The 16,628-nt window shown below is 53.9% G+C and carries 20 protein-coding genes and 1 pseudogene; 13 read left to right on the forward strand and 8 right to left on the reverse strand.

Annotated features, from left to right (window positions below; translation table 11 throughout):
- The first annotated feature begins 154 nt into the window (after positions 1-154).
- Together zwf and ACMGEE_RS00405 are read left to right on the forward strand one after the other, a co-directional pair.
- Complete coding sequence (gene zwf / locus ACMGEE_RS00400; protein WP_301252187.1) at positions 155-1,630, forward strand: glucose-6-phosphate dehydrogenase; 1,476 nt, start codon at positions 155-157, stop codon at positions 1,628-1,630.
- 207 nt (positions 1,631-1,837) lie between these two features.
- Entirely contained in the window at positions 1,838-2,476 is a 639-nt protein-coding gene (locus ACMGEE_RS00405; protein WP_253460768.1) for a bifunctional 4-hydroxy-2-oxoglutarate aldolase/2-dehydro-3-deoxy-phosphogluconate aldolase, read from the forward strand.
- 233 nt (positions 2,477-2,709) lie between these two features.
- Here the strand turns inward: ACMGEE_RS00405 and purT are convergent, their stop codons facing one another.
- Complete coding sequence (gene purT / locus ACMGEE_RS00410) at positions 2,710-3,888, reverse strand: formate-dependent phosphoribosylglycinamide formyltransferase (RefSeq protein ID WP_301729447.1); 1,179 nt, start codon at positions 3,886-3,888, stop codon at positions 2,710-2,712.
- A gap of 138 nt (positions 3,889-4,026) precedes the next feature.
- Here purT and ACMGEE_RS00415 point away from each other — a divergent pair, with 138 nt between their 5' ends.
- Complete coding sequence (locus tag ACMGEE_RS00415; RefSeq protein WP_436829458.1) at positions 4,027-4,371, forward strand: YebG family protein; 345 nt, start codon at positions 4,027-4,029, stop codon at positions 4,369-4,371.
- 153 nt (positions 4,372-4,524) lie between these two features.
- On the opposite strand, the gene ACMGEE_RS00420 is transcribed toward ACMGEE_RS00415, so the two are convergent.
- On the reverse strand, positions 4,525-5,355 hold the full coding sequence (locus ACMGEE_RS00420) for a sugar phosphate isomerase/epimerase family protein (RefSeq protein WP_394148123.1): 831 nt from the start codon (positions 5,353-5,355) through the stop codon (positions 4,525-4,527).
- A 208-nt stretch (positions 5,356-5,563) separates the two neighbouring features.
- On the opposite strand from ACMGEE_RS00420, the gene ACMGEE_RS00425 reads away from it, so the two are divergent.
- Positions 5,564-6,208, forward strand: a complete 645-nt coding sequence (locus tag ACMGEE_RS00425) for a tellurite resistance TerB family protein (RefSeq protein WP_301252184.1) — start codon at positions 5,564-5,566, stop codon at positions 6,206-6,208.
- A gap of 138 nt (positions 6,209-6,346) precedes the next feature.
- On the forward strand, positions 6,347-8,410 hold the full coding sequence (locus ACMGEE_RS00430; protein WP_369894818.1) for a prolyl oligopeptidase family serine peptidase: 2,064 nt from the start codon (positions 6,347-6,349) through the stop codon (positions 8,408-8,410).
- Here ACMGEE_RS00430 and exoX read toward each other — a convergent pair.
- From exoX to ACMGEE_RS00445, 3 genes are all read right to left on the reverse strand, one after another.
- The gene (gene exoX / locus ACMGEE_RS00435; protein ID WP_436829459.1) at positions 8,407-9,069 is read right to left on the reverse strand and encodes an exodeoxyribonuclease X; all 663 of its coding nucleotides are present in this window, start codon (positions 9,067-9,069) and stop codon (positions 8,407-8,409) included. The two genes, ACMGEE_RS00430 and exoX, sit on opposite strands and share 4 nt — an antisense overlap.
- 12 nt (positions 9,070-9,081) lie before the next feature.
- Positions 9,082-9,840, reverse strand: coding sequence for a carbon-nitrogen hydrolase family protein (locus ACMGEE_RS00440; RefSeq protein WP_436829460.1), 759 nt, complete (start codon positions 9,838-9,840; stop codon positions 9,082-9,084).
- Between the two features lie 74 nt (positions 9,841-9,914).
- Complete coding sequence (locus tag ACMGEE_RS00445) at positions 9,915-10,145, reverse strand: DNA polymerase III subunit theta (RefSeq protein WP_125287889.1); 231 nt, start codon at positions 10,143-10,145, stop codon at positions 9,915-9,917.
- 149 nt (positions 10,146-10,294) lie between these two features.
- Between ACMGEE_RS00445 and yobA the strand changes: the two genes are divergently transcribed.
- From yobA to ACMGEE_RS00460, 3 genes are read left to right on the forward strand one after another with little or no spacing between them, the layout of a single operon-like run.
- Positions 10,295-10,666: a CopC domain-containing protein YobA gene (yobA, locus tag ACMGEE_RS00450; RefSeq protein WP_370734224.1), complete on the forward strand. Its 372-nt coding sequence runs from the start codon at positions 10,295-10,297 to the stop codon at positions 10,664-10,666.
- Between the two features lies 1 nt (position 10,667).
- Positions 10,668-11,546 (forward strand): copper homeostasis membrane protein CopD, encoded by an 879-nt coding sequence (copD, locus tag ACMGEE_RS00455; protein ID WP_370734223.1) that lies wholly within the window; start codon positions 10,668-10,670, stop codon positions 11,544-11,546.
- A gap of 49 nt (positions 11,547-11,595) precedes the next feature.
- Positions 11,596-11,934: a YebY family protein gene (locus tag ACMGEE_RS00460; protein ID WP_436829461.1), complete on the forward strand. Its 339-nt coding sequence runs from the start codon at positions 11,596-11,598 to the stop codon at positions 11,932-11,934.
- A 347-nt stretch (positions 11,935-12,281) separates the two neighbouring features.
- On the opposite strand, the pseudogene ACMGEE_RS00465 reads toward ACMGEE_RS00460, so the two are convergent.
- Positions 12,282-12,496: pseudogene (locus ACMGEE_RS00465) on the reverse strand (site-specific integrase); the annotation flags it as partial.
- 583 nt (positions 12,497-13,079) lie between these two features.
- Between ACMGEE_RS00465 and ACMGEE_RS00470 the strand changes: the two are divergent.
- Positions 13,080-13,499 carry a PH domain-containing protein gene (locus ACMGEE_RS00470; RefSeq protein ID WP_436829462.1) on the forward strand — a complete coding sequence of 140 codons (420 nt, stop codon included), beginning with the start codon at positions 13,080-13,082 and terminating at the stop codon, positions 13,497-13,499.
- A gap of 395 nt (positions 13,500-13,894) precedes the next feature.
- On the opposite strand, the gene ACMGEE_RS00475 is transcribed toward ACMGEE_RS00470, so the two are convergent.
- Positions 13,895-14,146 (reverse strand): hypothetical protein, encoded by a 252-nt coding sequence (locus ACMGEE_RS00475; protein WP_253460795.1) that lies wholly within the window; start codon positions 14,144-14,146, stop codon positions 13,895-13,897.
- A gap of 261 nt (positions 14,147-14,407) precedes the next feature.
- Between ACMGEE_RS00475 and ACMGEE_RS00480 the strand changes: the two genes are divergently transcribed.
- Complete coding sequence (locus ACMGEE_RS00480) at positions 14,408-14,869, forward strand: OB-fold protein (RefSeq protein ID WP_436829463.1); 462 nt, start codon at positions 14,408-14,410, stop codon at positions 14,867-14,869.
- Between the two features lie 278 nt (positions 14,870-15,147).
- Here the strand turns inward: ACMGEE_RS00480 and ACMGEE_RS00485 are convergent, their stop codons facing one another.
- Entirely contained in the window at positions 15,148-15,318 is a 171-nt protein-coding gene (locus tag ACMGEE_RS00485; protein WP_253460801.1) for a hypothetical protein, read from the reverse strand.
- Between the two features lie 174 nt (positions 15,319-15,492).
- On the opposite strand from ACMGEE_RS00485, the gene ACMGEE_RS00490 reads away from it, so the two are divergent.
- The 3 genes from ACMGEE_RS00490 (at position 15,493) to yjbD (ending at position 16,580) form a co-directional block, all read left to right on the forward strand.
- Entirely contained in the window at positions 15,493-15,693 is a 201-nt protein-coding gene (locus ACMGEE_RS00490; protein WP_253460804.1) for a hypothetical protein, read from the forward strand.
- Positions 15,694-15,813: 120 nt separating this feature from the next.
- Positions 15,814-16,011, forward strand: coding sequence for a hypothetical protein (locus tag ACMGEE_RS00495; protein WP_253460807.1), 198 nt, complete (start codon positions 15,814-15,816; stop codon positions 16,009-16,011).
- Between the two features lie 269 nt (positions 16,012-16,280).
- Positions 16,281-16,580 carry a DUF3811 domain-containing protein gene (gene yjbD / locus ACMGEE_RS00500; RefSeq protein WP_125287823.1) on the forward strand — a complete coding sequence of 100 codons (300 nt, stop codon included), beginning with the start codon at positions 16,281-16,283 and terminating at the stop codon, positions 16,578-16,580.
- The last annotated feature ends 48 nt before the right edge of the window (positions 16,581-16,628 follow it).

The following is a 16,628-nucleotide window of genomic DNA, read 5'->3' on the forward strand; positions in this document are numbered from 1 at the left end:
GCAAAAAGCTTTGAGACTGGCTACTCTGTGCTGGCGGGGCGTCGCCAGGTTTACGCCGACCCGGCAAAAGCAGTACATTGTATTGAAAGAAAATTAAAAGCCTGACCGCGCTGGGATCCGCCGGTCGGGTTTATCCTGCAACGAGGAGAATAGAATGGCGGTTACACAAACAGCCCAGGCATGCGATCTGGTGATTTTTGGTGCCAAAGGCGACCTTGCACGCCGGAAACTGTTGCCTTCCCTGTACCAGCTGGAAAAAGCCGGACAAATCCATGAAGAGTCACGCATTATTGGCGTGGGCCGCGCGGAATGGGATAAAGCGGCTTATACCAAAGTCGTTCGTGAAGCGCTGGAAACCTTTATGAAGGAAACCATCGACGAGGCGCTTTGGGATAAGCTGAGCAGCCGACTCGACTTCTGTAATCTGGACGTTAATGACGCGGCCCACTTTACCAAACTGGGCAAAATGCTTGACCAGAAAAAGCGCGTCACCATCAACTACTTTGCTATGCCGCCGGGAACGTTCGGCGCTATCTGTAAAGGTCTGGGCACCGCTAAACTGAACGCGCAGCCTGCACGCGTCGTGATGGAGAAGCCGCTGGGCACCTCGCTGGAAACCTCGCGCGAGATCAACGATCAGGTGGGCGAATACTTCGAAGAGAACCAGGTTTTCCGTATCGACCATTATTTGGGAAAAGAGACGGTACTGAACCTGCTGGCGCTGCGCTTCGCCAACTCGCTGTTTGCCTCTAACTGGGATAACCGCACCATCGATCACGTGCAGATTACCGTGGCGGAAGAGGTGGGTATCGAAGGACGCTGGGGTTACTTCGATAAAGCGGGCCAGATGCGCGATATGATCCAGAACCACCTGTTACAGGTTCTGACCATGATTGCGATGTCGCCGCCGGCCGATCTGACCGCTGACCGTATCCGCGATGAAAAAGTCAAAGTGCTGCGCTCGCTGCGCCGTATCGACCACACTAACGTGCGCGATAAAACCGTGCGCGGACAGTACACCTCCGGCTTTGTGCAGGGCAAAAAAGTCCCTGGCTATCTTGAGGAAGAAGACGCCAACAAATCCAGCAATACCGAAACCTTCGTCTCTATTCGTGTCGATATTGACGACTGGCGCTGGGCTGGCGTGCCGTTCTACCTGCGTACCGGCAAGCGTCTGCCGACCAAGTGTTCTGAAGTTGTGGTTTATTTTAAAAACCCGGCGCTGAATCTGTTTAAAGATTCCTGGCAGGAACTGCCGCAGAACAAGCTGACCATTCGTCTGCAGCCGGATGAAGGGGTGGATATCCAGATCCTGAATAAAGTACCGGGGCTGGATCACAAGCACAATCTGCAAACCACCAAACTGGATCTGAGCTTCTCGGAAACCTTTAACCAGTCGCATCTGGCCGACGCCTACGAGCGTCTGCTGCTGGAGACGATGCGCGGCATTCAGGCGCTGTTTGTACGTCGCGACGAGGTGGAAGAGGCCTGGAAGTGGGTGGATTCCATCATGGAAGCCTGGGCGGCCGATAACGAAGCGCCTAAACCGTATCAGGCCGGCACCTGGGGGCCGGTTGCCTCAGTCGCGATGATTACCCGCGACGGCCGTTCCTGGAACGAGTTCGAATAAAACGCTCGACTAACCCGCTTTGGCGGGTTTTTTTACGCCTGGCGTCGGCCTGTAAAAAATTGAACCGCAGTTTCAAAAATATCTTTGGCGCATGGACGCACCCGCTCATAATCCTGTATGGTAGCAGACGATCACTTTTCGGACGCCGCGCGCGTCGTTTTTGCCCGCCTTATTGAAGCAGGCAGGCCTGACAGGAGAAGCAGGACGATGAGTAACTGGGAAACAAGCGCTGAAAAAATTCTTACCACCGGGCCGGTCGTACCGGTCATCGTAGTCAACAAGCTGGAACATGCGGTGCCGATGGCGAAAGCGCTGGTCGCGGGCGGGGTGAAAGTGCTTGAGGTAACCTTGAGAACGGCCTGCGCAATGGATGCGATAAAAGCGATGATCGCAGAAGTGCCTGAAGCCATCGTCGGCGCGGGCACGGTGCTGAACGTGCAGCAGCTGCGGGAAGTGACCCAGGCGGGCGCGAAATTTGTTATCAGTCCCGGCATCACCGAGCCGCTGCTACAGGCTGCCGTGGAAGGGCCAATCCCGCTAATTCCGGGGATCAGTACCGTATCTGAGCTGATGGCCGGCATGGATCACGGCCTGCGCGAGTTTAAATTTTTCCCGGCGGAAGCCAACGGCGGCGTGAAAGCGCTCCAGGCCATCAGCGGACCTTTCCCACAGGTTCGCTTCTGTCCGACCGGCGGCATCTCTCCGGCCAACTACCGGGACTATCTGGCGCTGAAAAGCGTGCTGTGCATCGGAGGTTCGTGGCTGGTGCCGGCGGATGCGCTGGAAGCAGGGGATTACGATCGCATTACGCAGCTGGCTAAAGAGGCGGTAGCAGGCGCGCGCTAATGCCGTTCAGAGCGTAAAACTAAAAAAGGATGGCTGGCGGCCATCCTTTTTGCTGAGGCGGGTACAGCGCCGGCCGCCAGCTTTACAGAGGCGGGAGCGCATCAGCCGCTGATTTTACGCTAACGATGCAGAAGCGCGCACAGCGTCAACCGCTGACTTTTACGCCAGCAGCGCAGAAGCGGGGCAGCATCAGCCGCAGATTTTACGCTAATTATGCAGTAGCGCGCACGGCGTCAACCGCTGACTTTTACGCCAGCGGCGCAGGCGACAGCACGCTGCACGGCCTCATCAATATCGTCACCGGTTGCCAGCGCAACGCCCATGCGACGTTTGCCCTGAACTTCCGGCTTGCCGAACAGACGAAGCTGCAAGCCCGCGCCAAGTACCGTATCCAGATTGGCGAACTGCACGTTATCGCTGCTCAGTTCCGGCAGGATCACCGCCGAGGCCGCCGGGCCATACTGGCGGATGCCGCCAACGGGCAGGCCAAGAAAAGCGCGGACATGCAGCGCAAATTCCGAAAGATCCTGAGAAATCAGCGTTACCATGCCGGTGTCGTGCGGGCGAGGGGAAACCTCGCTAAACACCACTTCATCCCCGCAAACGAACAGCTCCACGCCAAACAGCCCGTGCCCGCCCAGTGCGATAACCACTTTCTCGGCAATCTGCTGCGCGCGCTGTAAAGCCAGCTCGCTCATCTGCTGCGGCTGCCAGGATTCGCGGTAGTCGCCATCTTCCTGGCGGTGGCCAATCGGCGCACAGAAGTGGATCCCGTCGGCAGCGCTGACGGTCAGCAGCGTGATCTCAAAATCGAACTTCACTACGCCTTCCACTATCACCCGGCCTGCACCGGCGCGTCCGCCCTGTTGGGCATATTCCCATGCGGCAGCAAGCCCTGCGGCCTCGCGGATAAAACTTTGCCCCTTGCCGGAAGAGCTCATGACCGGCTTCACGATGCAGGGAAAGCCAATTTCCTGCGCGGCCTGATTAAAGTCCGCCACGTTGTCGGCAAAGCGATAAGAAGAGGTCGGCAGCGCCAGCTCTTCTGCAGCCAGGCGGCGGATACCTTCGCGGTTCATGGTCAGACGAGCGGCGCGAGCCGTCGGCACCACGCGCTGCCCCTGTTTTTCCAGCTCAATCAGCATATCGGTAGCGATGGCTTCGATTTCCGGCACGATATAGTCCGGACGCTCCTGCGCCACCAGCGCTTTCAGCGCCTCGCCATCCAGCATATTGATTACGTGACTGCGATGGGCGACATGCATCGCCGGTGCATCGGCATAGCGATCCACCGCAATGACTTCAACGCCCAGACGCTGACATTCCAGCGCCACTTCTTTACCCAGCTCGCCAGAGCCAAGCAGCATTACACGCGTTGCCGCAGGACGCAGCGCAGTACCAAGAGTTGTCATAAATCTCTACCTGATTAGAGGAAAAAATGCGGGCGCAGTATAAACGAAAACGATTGCGTCTTCATCCGATTTCCGGGCTTGAGAAAAATTCCCGGCCTGATATACTGTATAAAAATACAGTTAAACGAGGTGGGCACTATGGCTGTTGAAATCAAATATGTTGTCGTCAGAAAAGGTGAGGAAAAGATGACTTTCGCCAGTAAGAAAGAAGCCGACGCTTATGACAAAATGCTGGATATGGCCGAAGTGTTCTGCGACTGGCTGAGCGCTGCGCCATTGGATATGGTTGAAAATCAGCGCGAGGCGTTGGGGATGTTCCTGTCGGAAAACAAAGATGCCGTGCAGCATATCCTGCGTACCAGCAAAATGCCGGAAGCGGAGTCCTCCCGTCCCGTTGCGTCAGTCGCTGCGTTAACCGCTGAGGATGCCGATGCCGATGCGGAAGAGAAGAAGCCCAAAGCGGGGCGCATTAAAGCAGCGTGAGGCGGTCTCGTCTGTAGTGTGTGACGTTGTGGCTTGTTTACCAGCCCTGTCGCTACCAGATGCCCTGATAAGAGGGCGTTATCAGTAGCAGCCTGTCCTCGGACAGGCTTTTTATCTTTCTGTTTAGCGTTTACAGACCACAGCTTTTCAGGTTCAGGCGATTGTCGCCTGCGCACAGCAGCGTTTCAGCGCGTGCATGGCTTCTTTCGCCGCATCTGAAGGCGAGCGCTGTTTAATCTCATCATTAAAGACTTCCAGCCCAACCGGCCCGCTGTAGCCTTCCGCTTCCAGATAGTCCAGCAGCGTATAGAGCGGGAAGTTGCCCTGGCCCGGCAACAGCCGATGGTGCCTTGCCGTTTCCACCAGTTCGCTGCCGGAAGGCAGCGTGGCTAAATCGGAAAGCTGTACCAGGAAAATTTTGTCCATCGGGATGCCGTTTAAGTCGGCCACGGTTCGGTTGCGTACAAAAATATGGAAGGCATCCACGACCAGGCCCAGATTAGGCTCGTTAATACGCTGTACCAGCTGCCAGGCGGCGGCCGTAGTATTGATATGGGTGCTCCATGCCATCGCCTCAAAGGCGACCCGCAGCCCACGCTTTCCCGCTTCCTGCGCCAGCCAGCGAATATCCTCTTCTTCACGCCCGGCGATACACTCTTTTTGCGTAGAGGCTGGCGTCAGCAGGGTGGTGGCGCCCAGCGCCGCCGCTGTCTCCATCATTTTCAGCGCGTCGCGGCGTTTTTCCTCGCGCTGATCGTCCGGTGCGCCGTCAAAATCCAGCAGCACCTGGTAATCCGTCAGGGCAAGCCGCTGTTCCTCAAGCAGGCTGGCTACAGCCTGAGCCGTACCTTCAGCCGAGTCCACATCCTGCCGCCACAATTCCAGCTGGCTGAAGCCAGCCTGAGCGGCGGCGATAATTTTCTCTTCCGTTGTGCCGCTCAGTAAAACCGTATTAATAAAAAGTGGATTATGTTGAAAACGCATCCTGTTCCCCTTAAAGCCTAATAGCAAAAAAATGGACAGAGAGCCGGTAAACGGTCCGACCTTTTGACTCTCGCCTGCTGACAAGTATAGCGACCTGTGCCGATTCGCCAGCCTCATCAGCGCGCTAAAGGTTTTCCAGGCTTTGCCTGACTTGACGCTTCCTGACGTTAGCCGCTTTATGCTGGTTTTTTTACAATAAGGAGAGCATATGACTAACTGGCTGCAACAAATTCAAACCGTGTTAGGGAAAGGCAAGGGCGGCGGCGAAGGCCTGAGTAAAATGCTGGCACCGGGCGCTTTAGGCGGCCTGGCCGGGCTGCTGATCGCCAATAAATCTTCCCGTAACCTGCTGAGCAAATACGGTAAAAACGCGCTGATTATTGGCGGCAGCGCGGCGGCGGGCGCGCTGCTCTGGAACAAGTACAAGCAGCGCGTCAGCGAAACGCATCGTGAAGAGCCACAGTTTGGTCAGCAGGCCACCGCAGTGGACAGACGCGCGGAGCGGCTGGTGCAGGCGCTGGTGTTTGCGGCAAAAAGCGACGGGCATATTGACGGCGAAGAACGTAAGGCCATCAATGAGCATATTCATCAGGCGGGGCTGGGCGCGGAAGGTGAGCAGCTGTTGCAGCGCGCTATCGATATGCCGCTGGATCCTAAAATGCTGGCGCAGGATGTGAAAAACGAAGAGGAAGCGCTGGAACTCTACTTCCTCAGTAATCTGGTCATTGATGTCGATCACTTTATGGAGCGCAGCTATCTGCAGGCGCTGGGCGACGAGCTGAAAATTCCACAGGACGTCCGCGAGAGCATGGCGAAAGATATCCAGCAGGAGAAGCAAAAGCTGGTCGCCTGACTCTTTCCGGGCGCCTTACCCGGCCCGGAAAGCTTTTTTAACGTTGTTTATCAACTCTTGTCAACGCGCTGCGCTTGGCAATCACCGCCGTAGCTGCCACCCTTACTCTGTATAACTGATTCAGCGGGGCAGCAAATGATAAAACCACCAGTCGCTAAAAAAATACCTTACGAGATGAGCGCGCACGGCGAGACGCGCATAGACAATTACTATTGGCTGCGTGACGACAAGCGTGAAGATACGGCCGTGCTGGACTACCTGCATGCGGAAAACGACTACGGGCAGGCCGTAATGCAGACGCAGCAGGCGCTGCAGGAAAAATTACTGAAAGAGATGGTCGATCGCGTGCCGCAGCGCGACAGTTCCGTTCCCTATGTCAAAAACGGCTATCGCTATCAGCGACGCTATGATGAGGGCAACGAATATGCCGTCTACACCCGCCAGCCGGAAGAAACCGCCACGCCGGAAGAGTGGGAGGTGCTCGTTGACGGCAACCAGCGCGCCGCCCACAGCGAATTTTATACGCTGGGCGGCCTCGGCATCAGCCCAAACAATGAAGTGATGGCGCTGGCGGAGGATTTTCTGTCGCGCCGTCAGTACGGCATCCGCTTCCGCAACCTTAAAACCGGCAACTGGTATCCGGAGGTGTTGGATCACGTCTCTTCCAGCTTCGTCTGGGCCAGCGACAGCCGCACTTTTTACTATGTGCTGAAGGATAAACAGACGCTGCTGCCCTGGCAGGTATGGCGTCACCGGCTGGGCACCCCACAGCGGGATGACGAACTGGTCTATGAAGAGCAGGATGAGACTTTTTACGTCAGCCTGCATAAAACGATGTCCGAGCACTTTATTCTGATTGTGCTCAATAGCACCACTACCAGCGAAATCCGGCTGCTGGACGCCGAATTTGCCGATGCACAGCCGCAAATTTTCTGCCCGCGCCGTAAGGATCACGAATACAGCCTGGATCATTACGATCACCATTTTTACGTGCGATCCAACCGCGAAGGCAAAAATTTCGGCCTGTATCTCACCGATCATGTGAAAGAGGAAAAATGGCAAACGCTGATTGCGCCGCGCGATCACGTTATGCTGGAGGATTTTGCGCTGTTTCGCGACTGGCTGGTGGTGGAAGAGCGTCAGCGCGGCCTGACCAGTCTGCGGCAGATTAACTGGCAGAGCGGAGAAGATTACGGTATCGCTTTTGACGATCCGGCCTATGTCACCTGGCTTTCCGTCAATCCCACGGCGAATACCAGCAAGCTGCGCTATGGCTACTCCTCAATGACCACGCCGGATACGCTGTTCGAGCTGGATATGGACAGCGGCGAGCGGAAAATCCTCAAGCAGACGGAAGTTAAGGGCTTTGACGCCAACGACTACCGCAGCGAACATCACTGGATCAAGGCCCGTGACGGTGTCGAAGTGCCCGTTTCGCTGGTCTATCACCGTCAGCACTATCGACCCGGTAAAAGCCCGATGCTGGTTTACGGCTATGGCTCTTACGGCAGCTGTATGGATGCGGACTTCAGCTCCAGCCGCCTGAGCCTGTTGGATCGCGGCTTCGTATTCGCGCTGGCGCACATTCGCGGCGGCGGCGAGCTGGGTCAGCAGTGGTACGAAGATGGCAAATTGCTGAACAAGCTCAATACCTTTCATGATTTTATCGACGTGACCAATACGCTGGTGGAAAAAGGCTATGGTAACCCGGAAAAGCTCTATGCCATGGGCGGCAGCGCTGGCGGCCTGCTGATGGGCGCAGTTATCAATATGGCGCCGACGCGCTTTCACGGCGTGGTGGCGCAGGTGCCGTTTGTGGATGTGGTCACCACGATGCTGGACGAATCTATCCCGCTGACCACGGGAGAATATGATGAGTGGGGCAATCCGGCGGACGAGCGTTACTATCGCTATATGCGTCAGTACAGCCCTTATGACTGCGTCACCGCGCAGCACTATCCGCATATGTTGGTGACCACCGGACTGCATGATTCCCAGGTTCAGTATTGGGAACCGGCGAAATGGGTCGCGAAACTGCGTGAGTTTAAAACGGACGATAATCTGCTGCTGCTTTGTACCGATATGGATGCGGGGCACGGCGGTAAATCAGGCCGTTTTAAATCTTATGAGGGCGTGGCGCTGGAATACGCTTTCCTGATTGGCCTGGCGCAGGAGACGCTAAGCGCCGCCAGCGCCCGTTAATCCGCCGACAGAGCCCGTTCCATCGCGCTTTTGAGATCGGGCTTCAGATCCGGGATATTTTTTAGCATCCACTTCAGGTATCCCGGATCGCGCTTCACCACATCATCAATACGGCTACCGCGATATTTGCCGAACGGGAAAGTGGCGCTGGAGCCGCGAACCTGCATCCGGCGCACCATTTCTGGCGCATCCCAGCCGGAAAATTCCATAATACGGATCAGCAAAGCCGCCGTAATGTAGCAGTCGTACAGTGCCCGGTGAGCGTGGAGATCCGCTGGCGGCGTCACGTCCAGCTGTAAAGCTTCACGCAGCGCCTGGTTGCCGTATTTTTTTCCGGGCCACAGGCCTCTCGCCAGCGTCATAGTACAAATCCATTCGCCCGGCATTTCCGGCAGCATCCGACGGTCAAAGCTGGCATTGTGAGCGACGTAGTAAGGGCTGCCGTGATAGCGGCCAATCGCTTCTTCAATGGTGGGCTTGCCCAGCACCATCGTTTCAGTGATGCGGTGGATGGCCATAGCCTGACGGCTGATGGGCCGATCCGGACTGATCAGATCGCTCATAGGGTTCACGATCCTGCCGTCGATAACGTCAACGGAGGCGACTTCCACTACGCCGCCCTGCAAGCCACAGGTTTCGGTATCTATTACGCGTAACATAATTTCTCTCTTTCAGAGGGCGGTAGCCGAGCGTAAATCGTGCACTTCGCCCTGCCATTTGCTGTCCTGACGCCGGGCAATAACCAGCTGCTCGCCACGACCGCCAGCGATAATCTGCCGGCCATTTTCATCCCAGACGGCGCTTTTCCCCGCGCTGTCAAAACCGCCCGTGGGCAGAGCGTGGTTAGCCATCAGCACGGCAATATTGAACTTACGCGACCAGCGCGCCAGATATTCGCAATCCTTGTGATAACCTTTTTCAGAAAGGAGCACGCTGGTGGCATAAAGATTAGCGCCACGATGCGCGGCATCGCGAGCGTAGTCTTCCACGCTGATATCGGCGCAGACCGCCATCGCCACATGATGATGTTGGTAGCCAAACACGGGAACGCTTTGTCCGGGATGGAAGAAGGGTTTTTCCGCCTCTACCAGATTGCGTTTAAAATAGGCCAGGCGCGTGCCGTCAGGCAAAAAAGCCAGCGCGCAAAGGCGTATTTTATCGCCATCCTGCAAAGGAACGCCGGTAACAATACTCATACGGTATTCTGTCGCCGCTTCGGCAAAAGCGTTAAGGCGCACATCGTCTATCGACATCGCCAGCTGGCTGGCAAGCGCAAGCTCATAGCCGGTGATGGAAAGCTCCGGGAACAGCAGTAAATCAACCTGATGTTCAGCGGCCTGACGAACAAAAGCCAGATGGCGTTCTATATTCCACTCGATTTCTCCGGGACGAGACCCTGATTGCGCGGCGGCGATGCTCCAGACGGACATAAATATACTCGCGATACGGTTTTTGAGACGTTATCTCAACCGAAGCGACCAGGAAACACAAGTTATTCGCGTAACTATTTTTGCTTCGGCTCATACGGCAGGCGGGAAAGGCTGAGCGACGCCTGTCGATAATGCGTCAGCCGCTGACGAAACCAGTCGCGCAGGGCCTCCGGCTGCTCGCGCTCCACCATCTCCGCCACGACCGGCATATTGTAGCGCTCTTTAAACGCCACGCCTGCGGCAGCTATATCAACATTGATTTTGTCTTTTTCTTCCTGCGGCAGCACCGCCAGATTGTAGTTCATGATGGCCTCCATTGACTCGCGGCAAAAATAAAGCAGACGGCCGCGTTTCGCAAGCCTGACGGCGGGGTAAAGCCCTTAACGACTCGACACTTTATTGGTAGCGGAGTATTCTTTCGGCCTTGTCGCAGCCCCGGGCTGCACCAAACGGGATGGATTCAATGCGTAGGTCAATGATTTTCGCGCTGGCGCTGAGTGCCGCCGCTTTTTCACAGCAGGTTTCTGCTCACGCCCACCTTAAAAGCCAGTACCCGGCAGCGAATGCCAATGTGGAAGCTTCGCCGCAGGCGCTGACGCTGACGTTTTCGGAAGATATCGAACCGGCTTTCAGCGGCGTTGAGGTCACGAACGGTCAGCAGCAGGCCATGCCGCTCTCCGAAGCCGAGCGTGCGCCAAAGCAGCATAATCAGCTAATCGTGCCGCTGGCGAAGCCGCTGAGCAGCGGACAGTATCAGGTCAACTGGCATGTGCTGTCGGTTGATGGTCATAAAACTAAAGGAACCTACACCTTTAGCGTGCAGTAATATGTCCCTCAGCCTGTTTTATCTGCTTTCTCGCTGGCTGCATTTTGCCGCGTTGATGACGCTGACGGGCGGCGCAATCTACACCACGCTGTTGGCGCCCGCGCGTTTCCGGCCGCAACTGGCACGGCGTCTTCACCGGCTGCTGGTGGCGGCTTCGCTGCTTGCGCTGGCAACGGCGATAATGCTGCTGGTGGCGCAAACCGGTCTGATGGCCGACGGCTGGCGCGATATTGGCGATAGCGCCATATGGCAGGCGGTGCTGCAAACGCGTTTCGGGCAGGCCTGGCAATGGCAGCTGCTCGCCGCGCTGTTGGGCGTCGTCGCCTTATCAGCCAGGGGACAGCTGCGGCAGTGGCTGTTATTACTGAGTGGGGCGGGGCAGCTGGTTGGGCTGGCCTTTGTGGGCCATGCGACCATGCTGGATGGCACGGCCGGTTGGCTACAGCGTCTGAATCATAGCGTACATCTGCTGTCGGCTGCCTTCTGGGCGGGCGGCCTGCTCCCGGTAGTGATTTTGATGCGCGATATGGCGCGTTTCCCGGCGGGCTATGACGCTATCCGTACGCTGATGCGCTTTTCCCGTTACGGTCATCTGGCTGTGGCATTGGTTATTATCAGCGGCACGATTGACGCTTTTATCCTGCTGCCTGGCTGGCCGCCGGCATTTGGACGCTACAGCCAGCTGTTAATGCTGAAGGCGCTATTGGTAGCGGTGATGTGCGGCGTCGCGCTGTTTAATCGTTACTGGCTGGTGCCGCGCTTTCAGCCCGACGGGGAGCGCGCCCGGCACCTTTTTATCCTGACCACGCTGGCCGAGCTGCTGCTTGCCGCGCTGGTAATAGCGCTGGTGAGCGTCTTTGCTACTCTGGAGCCAGCCTGAATTTTTACCGCCTGCTGTTGGGCGTTTCTACAAGAGGTAGTGCAACATCATGAAAAAATTAGTCGGCCTGATGCTAGCTTTAAGTTTTTCTTCCAGCGCGATGGCGTCAGAGGTGATTACCGTCAGCCGCTTTGAAGTGGGCAAGGACAAATGGGCCTTTAACCGCGAAGAGGTGATGCTGACCTGTACCAAAGACGGCGCGCTGTACGCAATTAATCCCAGCACGCTGATGCAGTATCCGCTGAACGATATCGCAAAGCAGCAGCTGAAAAGCGGGCAGGTGAAAGGCCAGCCGATCGACGTTATTCAGATTGATGACCCTGCGCAGCCGGGCCAGAAAAAGAGCCTGACGCCAATTATTGAGCGTGCGCAAAAGCTGTGTGATTAAACGTTTTGCCGCGCTGGCTTCCCGGCCAGCGCGGTAGCAGTAATTGTCCACTCCTGCCATCTTGTCACTGTTTCTGCCGTTACGATCACAGAGCTGTCATATTTTAGCTGGCCCTGAACCCTACAGCTGGAAAATCTCCGCGCCTGAACTACCTTATAAAGAGCAAGGCGTCATAGCCTGCATAAATGCCAACTTTTAGCGCACGGCTCCTACCAGAGCCATTCCCCTGGACCAAAGACAGGAATCGTCTTTGGTCTTTTTTTGGTTGGGGTTTTAAAACAGAAACTTACATTTAAATCAATCATTTAAGATCCCCCCAGTTGCACCTTATTACCCCCTGTAAGAACCTATGTAGACACTTTGTAGTCACTTTTTTGGGCCATTCTTGCCAGCAGATTGTTGGTCACGGCCTCTTCCAGATGATCAGGTGCGCATGACGCATGGTCACGCCGATATCGGAATGGCCTGAGATGCGTAGCAATACCACGATATTACCTCCGGCCATCATAAAGTGGCTGGCAAAGCCGTGACGCACGCCGTGGCTCATTTGGCCTTCTGGTAACTATTACGAAGCATTAATCGCGCAAAGTGATATAAAGCCTTTTGAATTCCGTAGTGAACGCCATCAATTAGATCTGGTGCTCAGGAAACTGAATGATGTTGATAGTGTGATTATTGAGTATATTCTTAGACCAGAAGCACATGCTGACAGCGTCCGGGTTAAAGGAGATTTCAGTATCAACGAAAGTTATTTTCCTGAGATACTGAAACGGCTGGATGAAATGATTGCGTGGCAGAATTAAACATCCCGGCATCAGGTATGTTTATCAGATAATCCCCGCCGGGCGGGGATTGGTATCATGCTGGCTTTCCCGGCCAGACAATATCCGGCGTGCCGGTATCAACGGTCTGCACGTACTTCATGCACGCGGTCAGTAATGCCTTAATTTGAGCGTAGTCCGGCAACGTGATTCAGCCCGACCACTCTCGCGTGCCAGAATTACGTTGAATTAAGGTTGCCGGACTGTTTTTTAAATGTATAACTTAATTATTTTTTTAAAGGGAAAAAAGAAATAAATTATCCAGTTTATAGCGGGGGTGATAGGATGCTATTCTGCAATGACTCATAAGGGACTTATAAAGCCATGGCTTACATCGATGCTAATCTTATCAAAAACGAAACGCTGCTTTATCGCGGTGAGGTAACATTATGGGCCTTACTGCCCTGGGTGATTTGGGGTGTCATTGTAGGCGCTATTACAGCAGGTTTAGGATTGTTGTTGATACCTTTTGGCTATTTTGTAATACGTTCTAACGAAGCCGGGATAACGGACAGGCGCGTAATTGCTAAAACTGGTATTATCAAGCGAGATACAATCGAGATAGGGTTGAATAAGGTTTCCAGTCTGCAAATAAAGCAAAGTATCGCAGGCCGTATTCTCGGCTATGGTTCTTTAATTATTTGCGATGTAGGTGCATCCCGTGCCCCTATAAAATATATAAAGGATCCTATGGCGTTCAGGCGCCGTTTTTTTGAGCTACAGGAAGAGAACGACGTGAAGTAATCGCGCAGCACGTACAGTCTAACCCAGCCGAAGCGCTGGGTTTTTTATCGGCTGAAGACTGTAATGCTGCAATGTTTAATGCATAGTGGTAGCTGTATATTCGGCTACCATATTGAATAATGCCAGAAAGCTTTTTTTGCCGACTGGCGTAATGGCGTAATGGCGTAATGGCGTAATGGCGTAATGGCGTAATGGCAGCGGACAGCTCATCCATCCCTCGCGGCAGCGTCAGGAAAAATGCAGTTAGTTGCCTGGCAGAAGCAAGCCTCAGCTATCTGCCGGGCTTGCTTTATGCGTCGGCTGCCTGAAAAAGTATTTATGATGTACTTTCGGGATAACCCAGCGGGTAAAAAGGACATTGCGTTAAGCAGAAAAGTGGGTCTTCCGTACAATTATTACCAGGGAAAACGGCCCCCTACGTTTAACTCCTCAGAACCAAAATCAGGTGATTCTCCTCGTCTTGCCCGAATTTTTTCATCTTTTGTTGGCTTATGTGTATCGGCCCTGCTGGGGGGTTTACCCGGAAGGCTATCACAGCCAAACCCTTTGCAAATTTTCAGGGAAGGCGTCTTGTCCTGAGGCTGTGGGTTTGAGCATGCCGCAAGGGTAAGGGAAAGGCTCACCAGCGCAATATATTTCATTAACATTTTAAGTTCCTTTTAATAATGCCAGTTTCCATAGTAATGCTGATAATTTAAACAAAGCGTCTACGAGTACAAATTAATCGTTTGCGGTACTGGCACCATCCGTTAGTGCAATCGCCATACGCATTTTTTTTGCTACTTAACCTAATTTTTTCAATTCTGTTGCCGATAAGAGCCTCTGACTATTGTAGTTTCAGCCTGCCAATATGAGTGACGGCTGGTCTGTTTTTTAAACACATGGTGTTTTTTAACAAGGAATAAAAAATGAAAAAAGTAGTAAAATGGGTGTTCTTCGTTATTGTTGCGCTAATTGTGATTCGCGCGCTTACCGGCCCCAGCGAGCAGAGTAAAAACGCGGCAAATACCGGCCAGGCGCAGCAGGGTAGCGCGACAGCATCCTCTTCACCGCAAAAAGAGGTTTACCATGTTTCCGCCACTAAACTTTTTAAAGATTATGAAGCAAACGAAGTTGCCACAGATGAGGCGATGAAAGGGAAACTTATTGCCGTAACGGGCACGGTACAGTCTATCGATAAAGATTTTACCGATGCCATTATTATCAGACTGAAAACCCCGAATCAGTTTATGGCCGCGAGTATGGAAATGCAGGATTCTGAGAAAAACACGGCTTTAACGCTCAAGAAGGGCAGTCAGGTTGAGGTGGTTTGTCAGCGCATGTCACGCGTTATCGGCACGCCTTCAGGTCGTCGCTGCGTATTTAATTAATGTGCGCACGGACTATTCCTGAAACACAGCCCGGCTTCCGGCTGGCTTAAAATAGCGTGAACGCCCTGGCCACCGAGCCGGGGCTTATTTTTGCGGCGGCAGGCGCAAAGTAAGCTATCAATTTAACAGGGTCGAACTATTCCGGAAATAAGGGCCGCATCCCGTATTAAGCGGTCTGGATTATCGGCCTGTTTTAACTCATCAAACAGGGAAAGGAGAGACGCTGCTGCAAAATAATACCGGCGGGAAGCCGGTATCGAAAAGCGTGCCGGCCTTAATTACGACTGCGGCTGACCTACCGGGCCTGCGCCCAGCGTGCCGCCCGGCACGGACTGCGCGCTTGGTGCATGAGGACGGCCGTCGTTACCTACCGCGCTGCTGCGATTCATACAACCCGCCAGGGATAAAACGGCCAGCAGAGCGATAAGACCTTTAGTGCAATTTTTCATAATATTTTCCGTGGGTTGAAAAAGATTCAGAGCCTTAAGCGTAGCCTGGCGTTTGTTGATTGCCAGCAGCGGCCTGACAAAAACAGAGCGGAAAAATTTTCCTGCTTCTTTATCGGACGGTGACAGAAAAATCCTCTACTACACTTAACTAACTGCAAACTAAAGGAGGCAGTTATGTTTAAACATGAAACGAATAAAGAACGTAAAGATGAAGGCGACGTGCATAAAGGTCTGCCGGAAGCCGCGCCTTCGGCTGGTAATGCTTACGAGGAAGACGATTATCCGGCCAAGGATGCGCCTGATGAACACGGTGAAGTGCCGCGGACTCGCGATGATAGCCAGGCAGATAAAAAAGATCCTTATCAGGAAAAATAAGGTTTACTCAGGCCCGCTGCGGGCCTGATGCCCGCAGGTTATACGATTGCTTTAGGGTTGTGGACAGCGCTATTCTTTAGCTTCTGAAAAAAGGAAAAGCGCCTTGCAAAGGAGAGTGCAATGAAACATAGCCGCAAATATCGGGTCTGTTACTACGGCAGCCTGATAACCATTTTCTTTTTTCTGTCGCATACTTGCCTGCCGGCCCACGATCTCATCTTCCATCCTTTTCTGCTGCTTACCTGGATTTTTATTATTCGGGGTATAGTCGCGCTGTGGCAGGATGCTGTACGTTTTTGGCAGTGGTTTAACGGCTGACGCGCGCTTAAGCAAATAAATCTGCCGCCTGGTAACGATTCTGGCTGGAGTAGGATCGGTACTGACTCCGGGCCCGCTAGCGCGTTATTATGAAAAAGCCCTGGATAAGGGTGAATAAACGCCGAACGTTTATTCTTCTGGTGCCGGGTAAAGTGCTTTTCAACACGATACTTTACCTTTCAGGCTTGTTTATCAGAGATGAAAGCTCTACGCTGCCGTTTCCACGCCACGCGATTTACGCGTCTGGCGTACTGGCAGGAGCAAGCCTGATGAAAAGTAGCAAAGAGATTTCGATCGATCAGTTTACCGACAGCGAAAAAGAGCTGATTGACGCTAAAGTGAAAGCCCTCACGCTGAAAAAAGGCCATGTTCCTTCGCAAAAAGAAGAAAAAGAGATCCTGAAAGAGGCCAAACGGCTGGTAATGAAGGATCGCGTCATCAAAGAGACCAGCAAAGCCGTCGTGGCTAAAAAACCACGCAAGCCCGCCGCTGCCAAAGAAAGCGAAGTCAAAGAGTTTAACTGGTCTGCCTCCCTGCGCAAAAATCCACGGGCGCTAAAAGGCAGCTAGCCGATAAACACTAAATGCAGCGCCCTGAATAAGACTTCCAGCAGCAAG

The sequence above is a fragment of the Erwinia artemisiae genome, from assembly GCF_051400835.1.
GTDB classification, from domain to species: domain Bacteria; phylum Pseudomonadota; class Gammaproteobacteria; order Enterobacterales; family Enterobacteriaceae; genus Erwinia; species Erwinia aeris.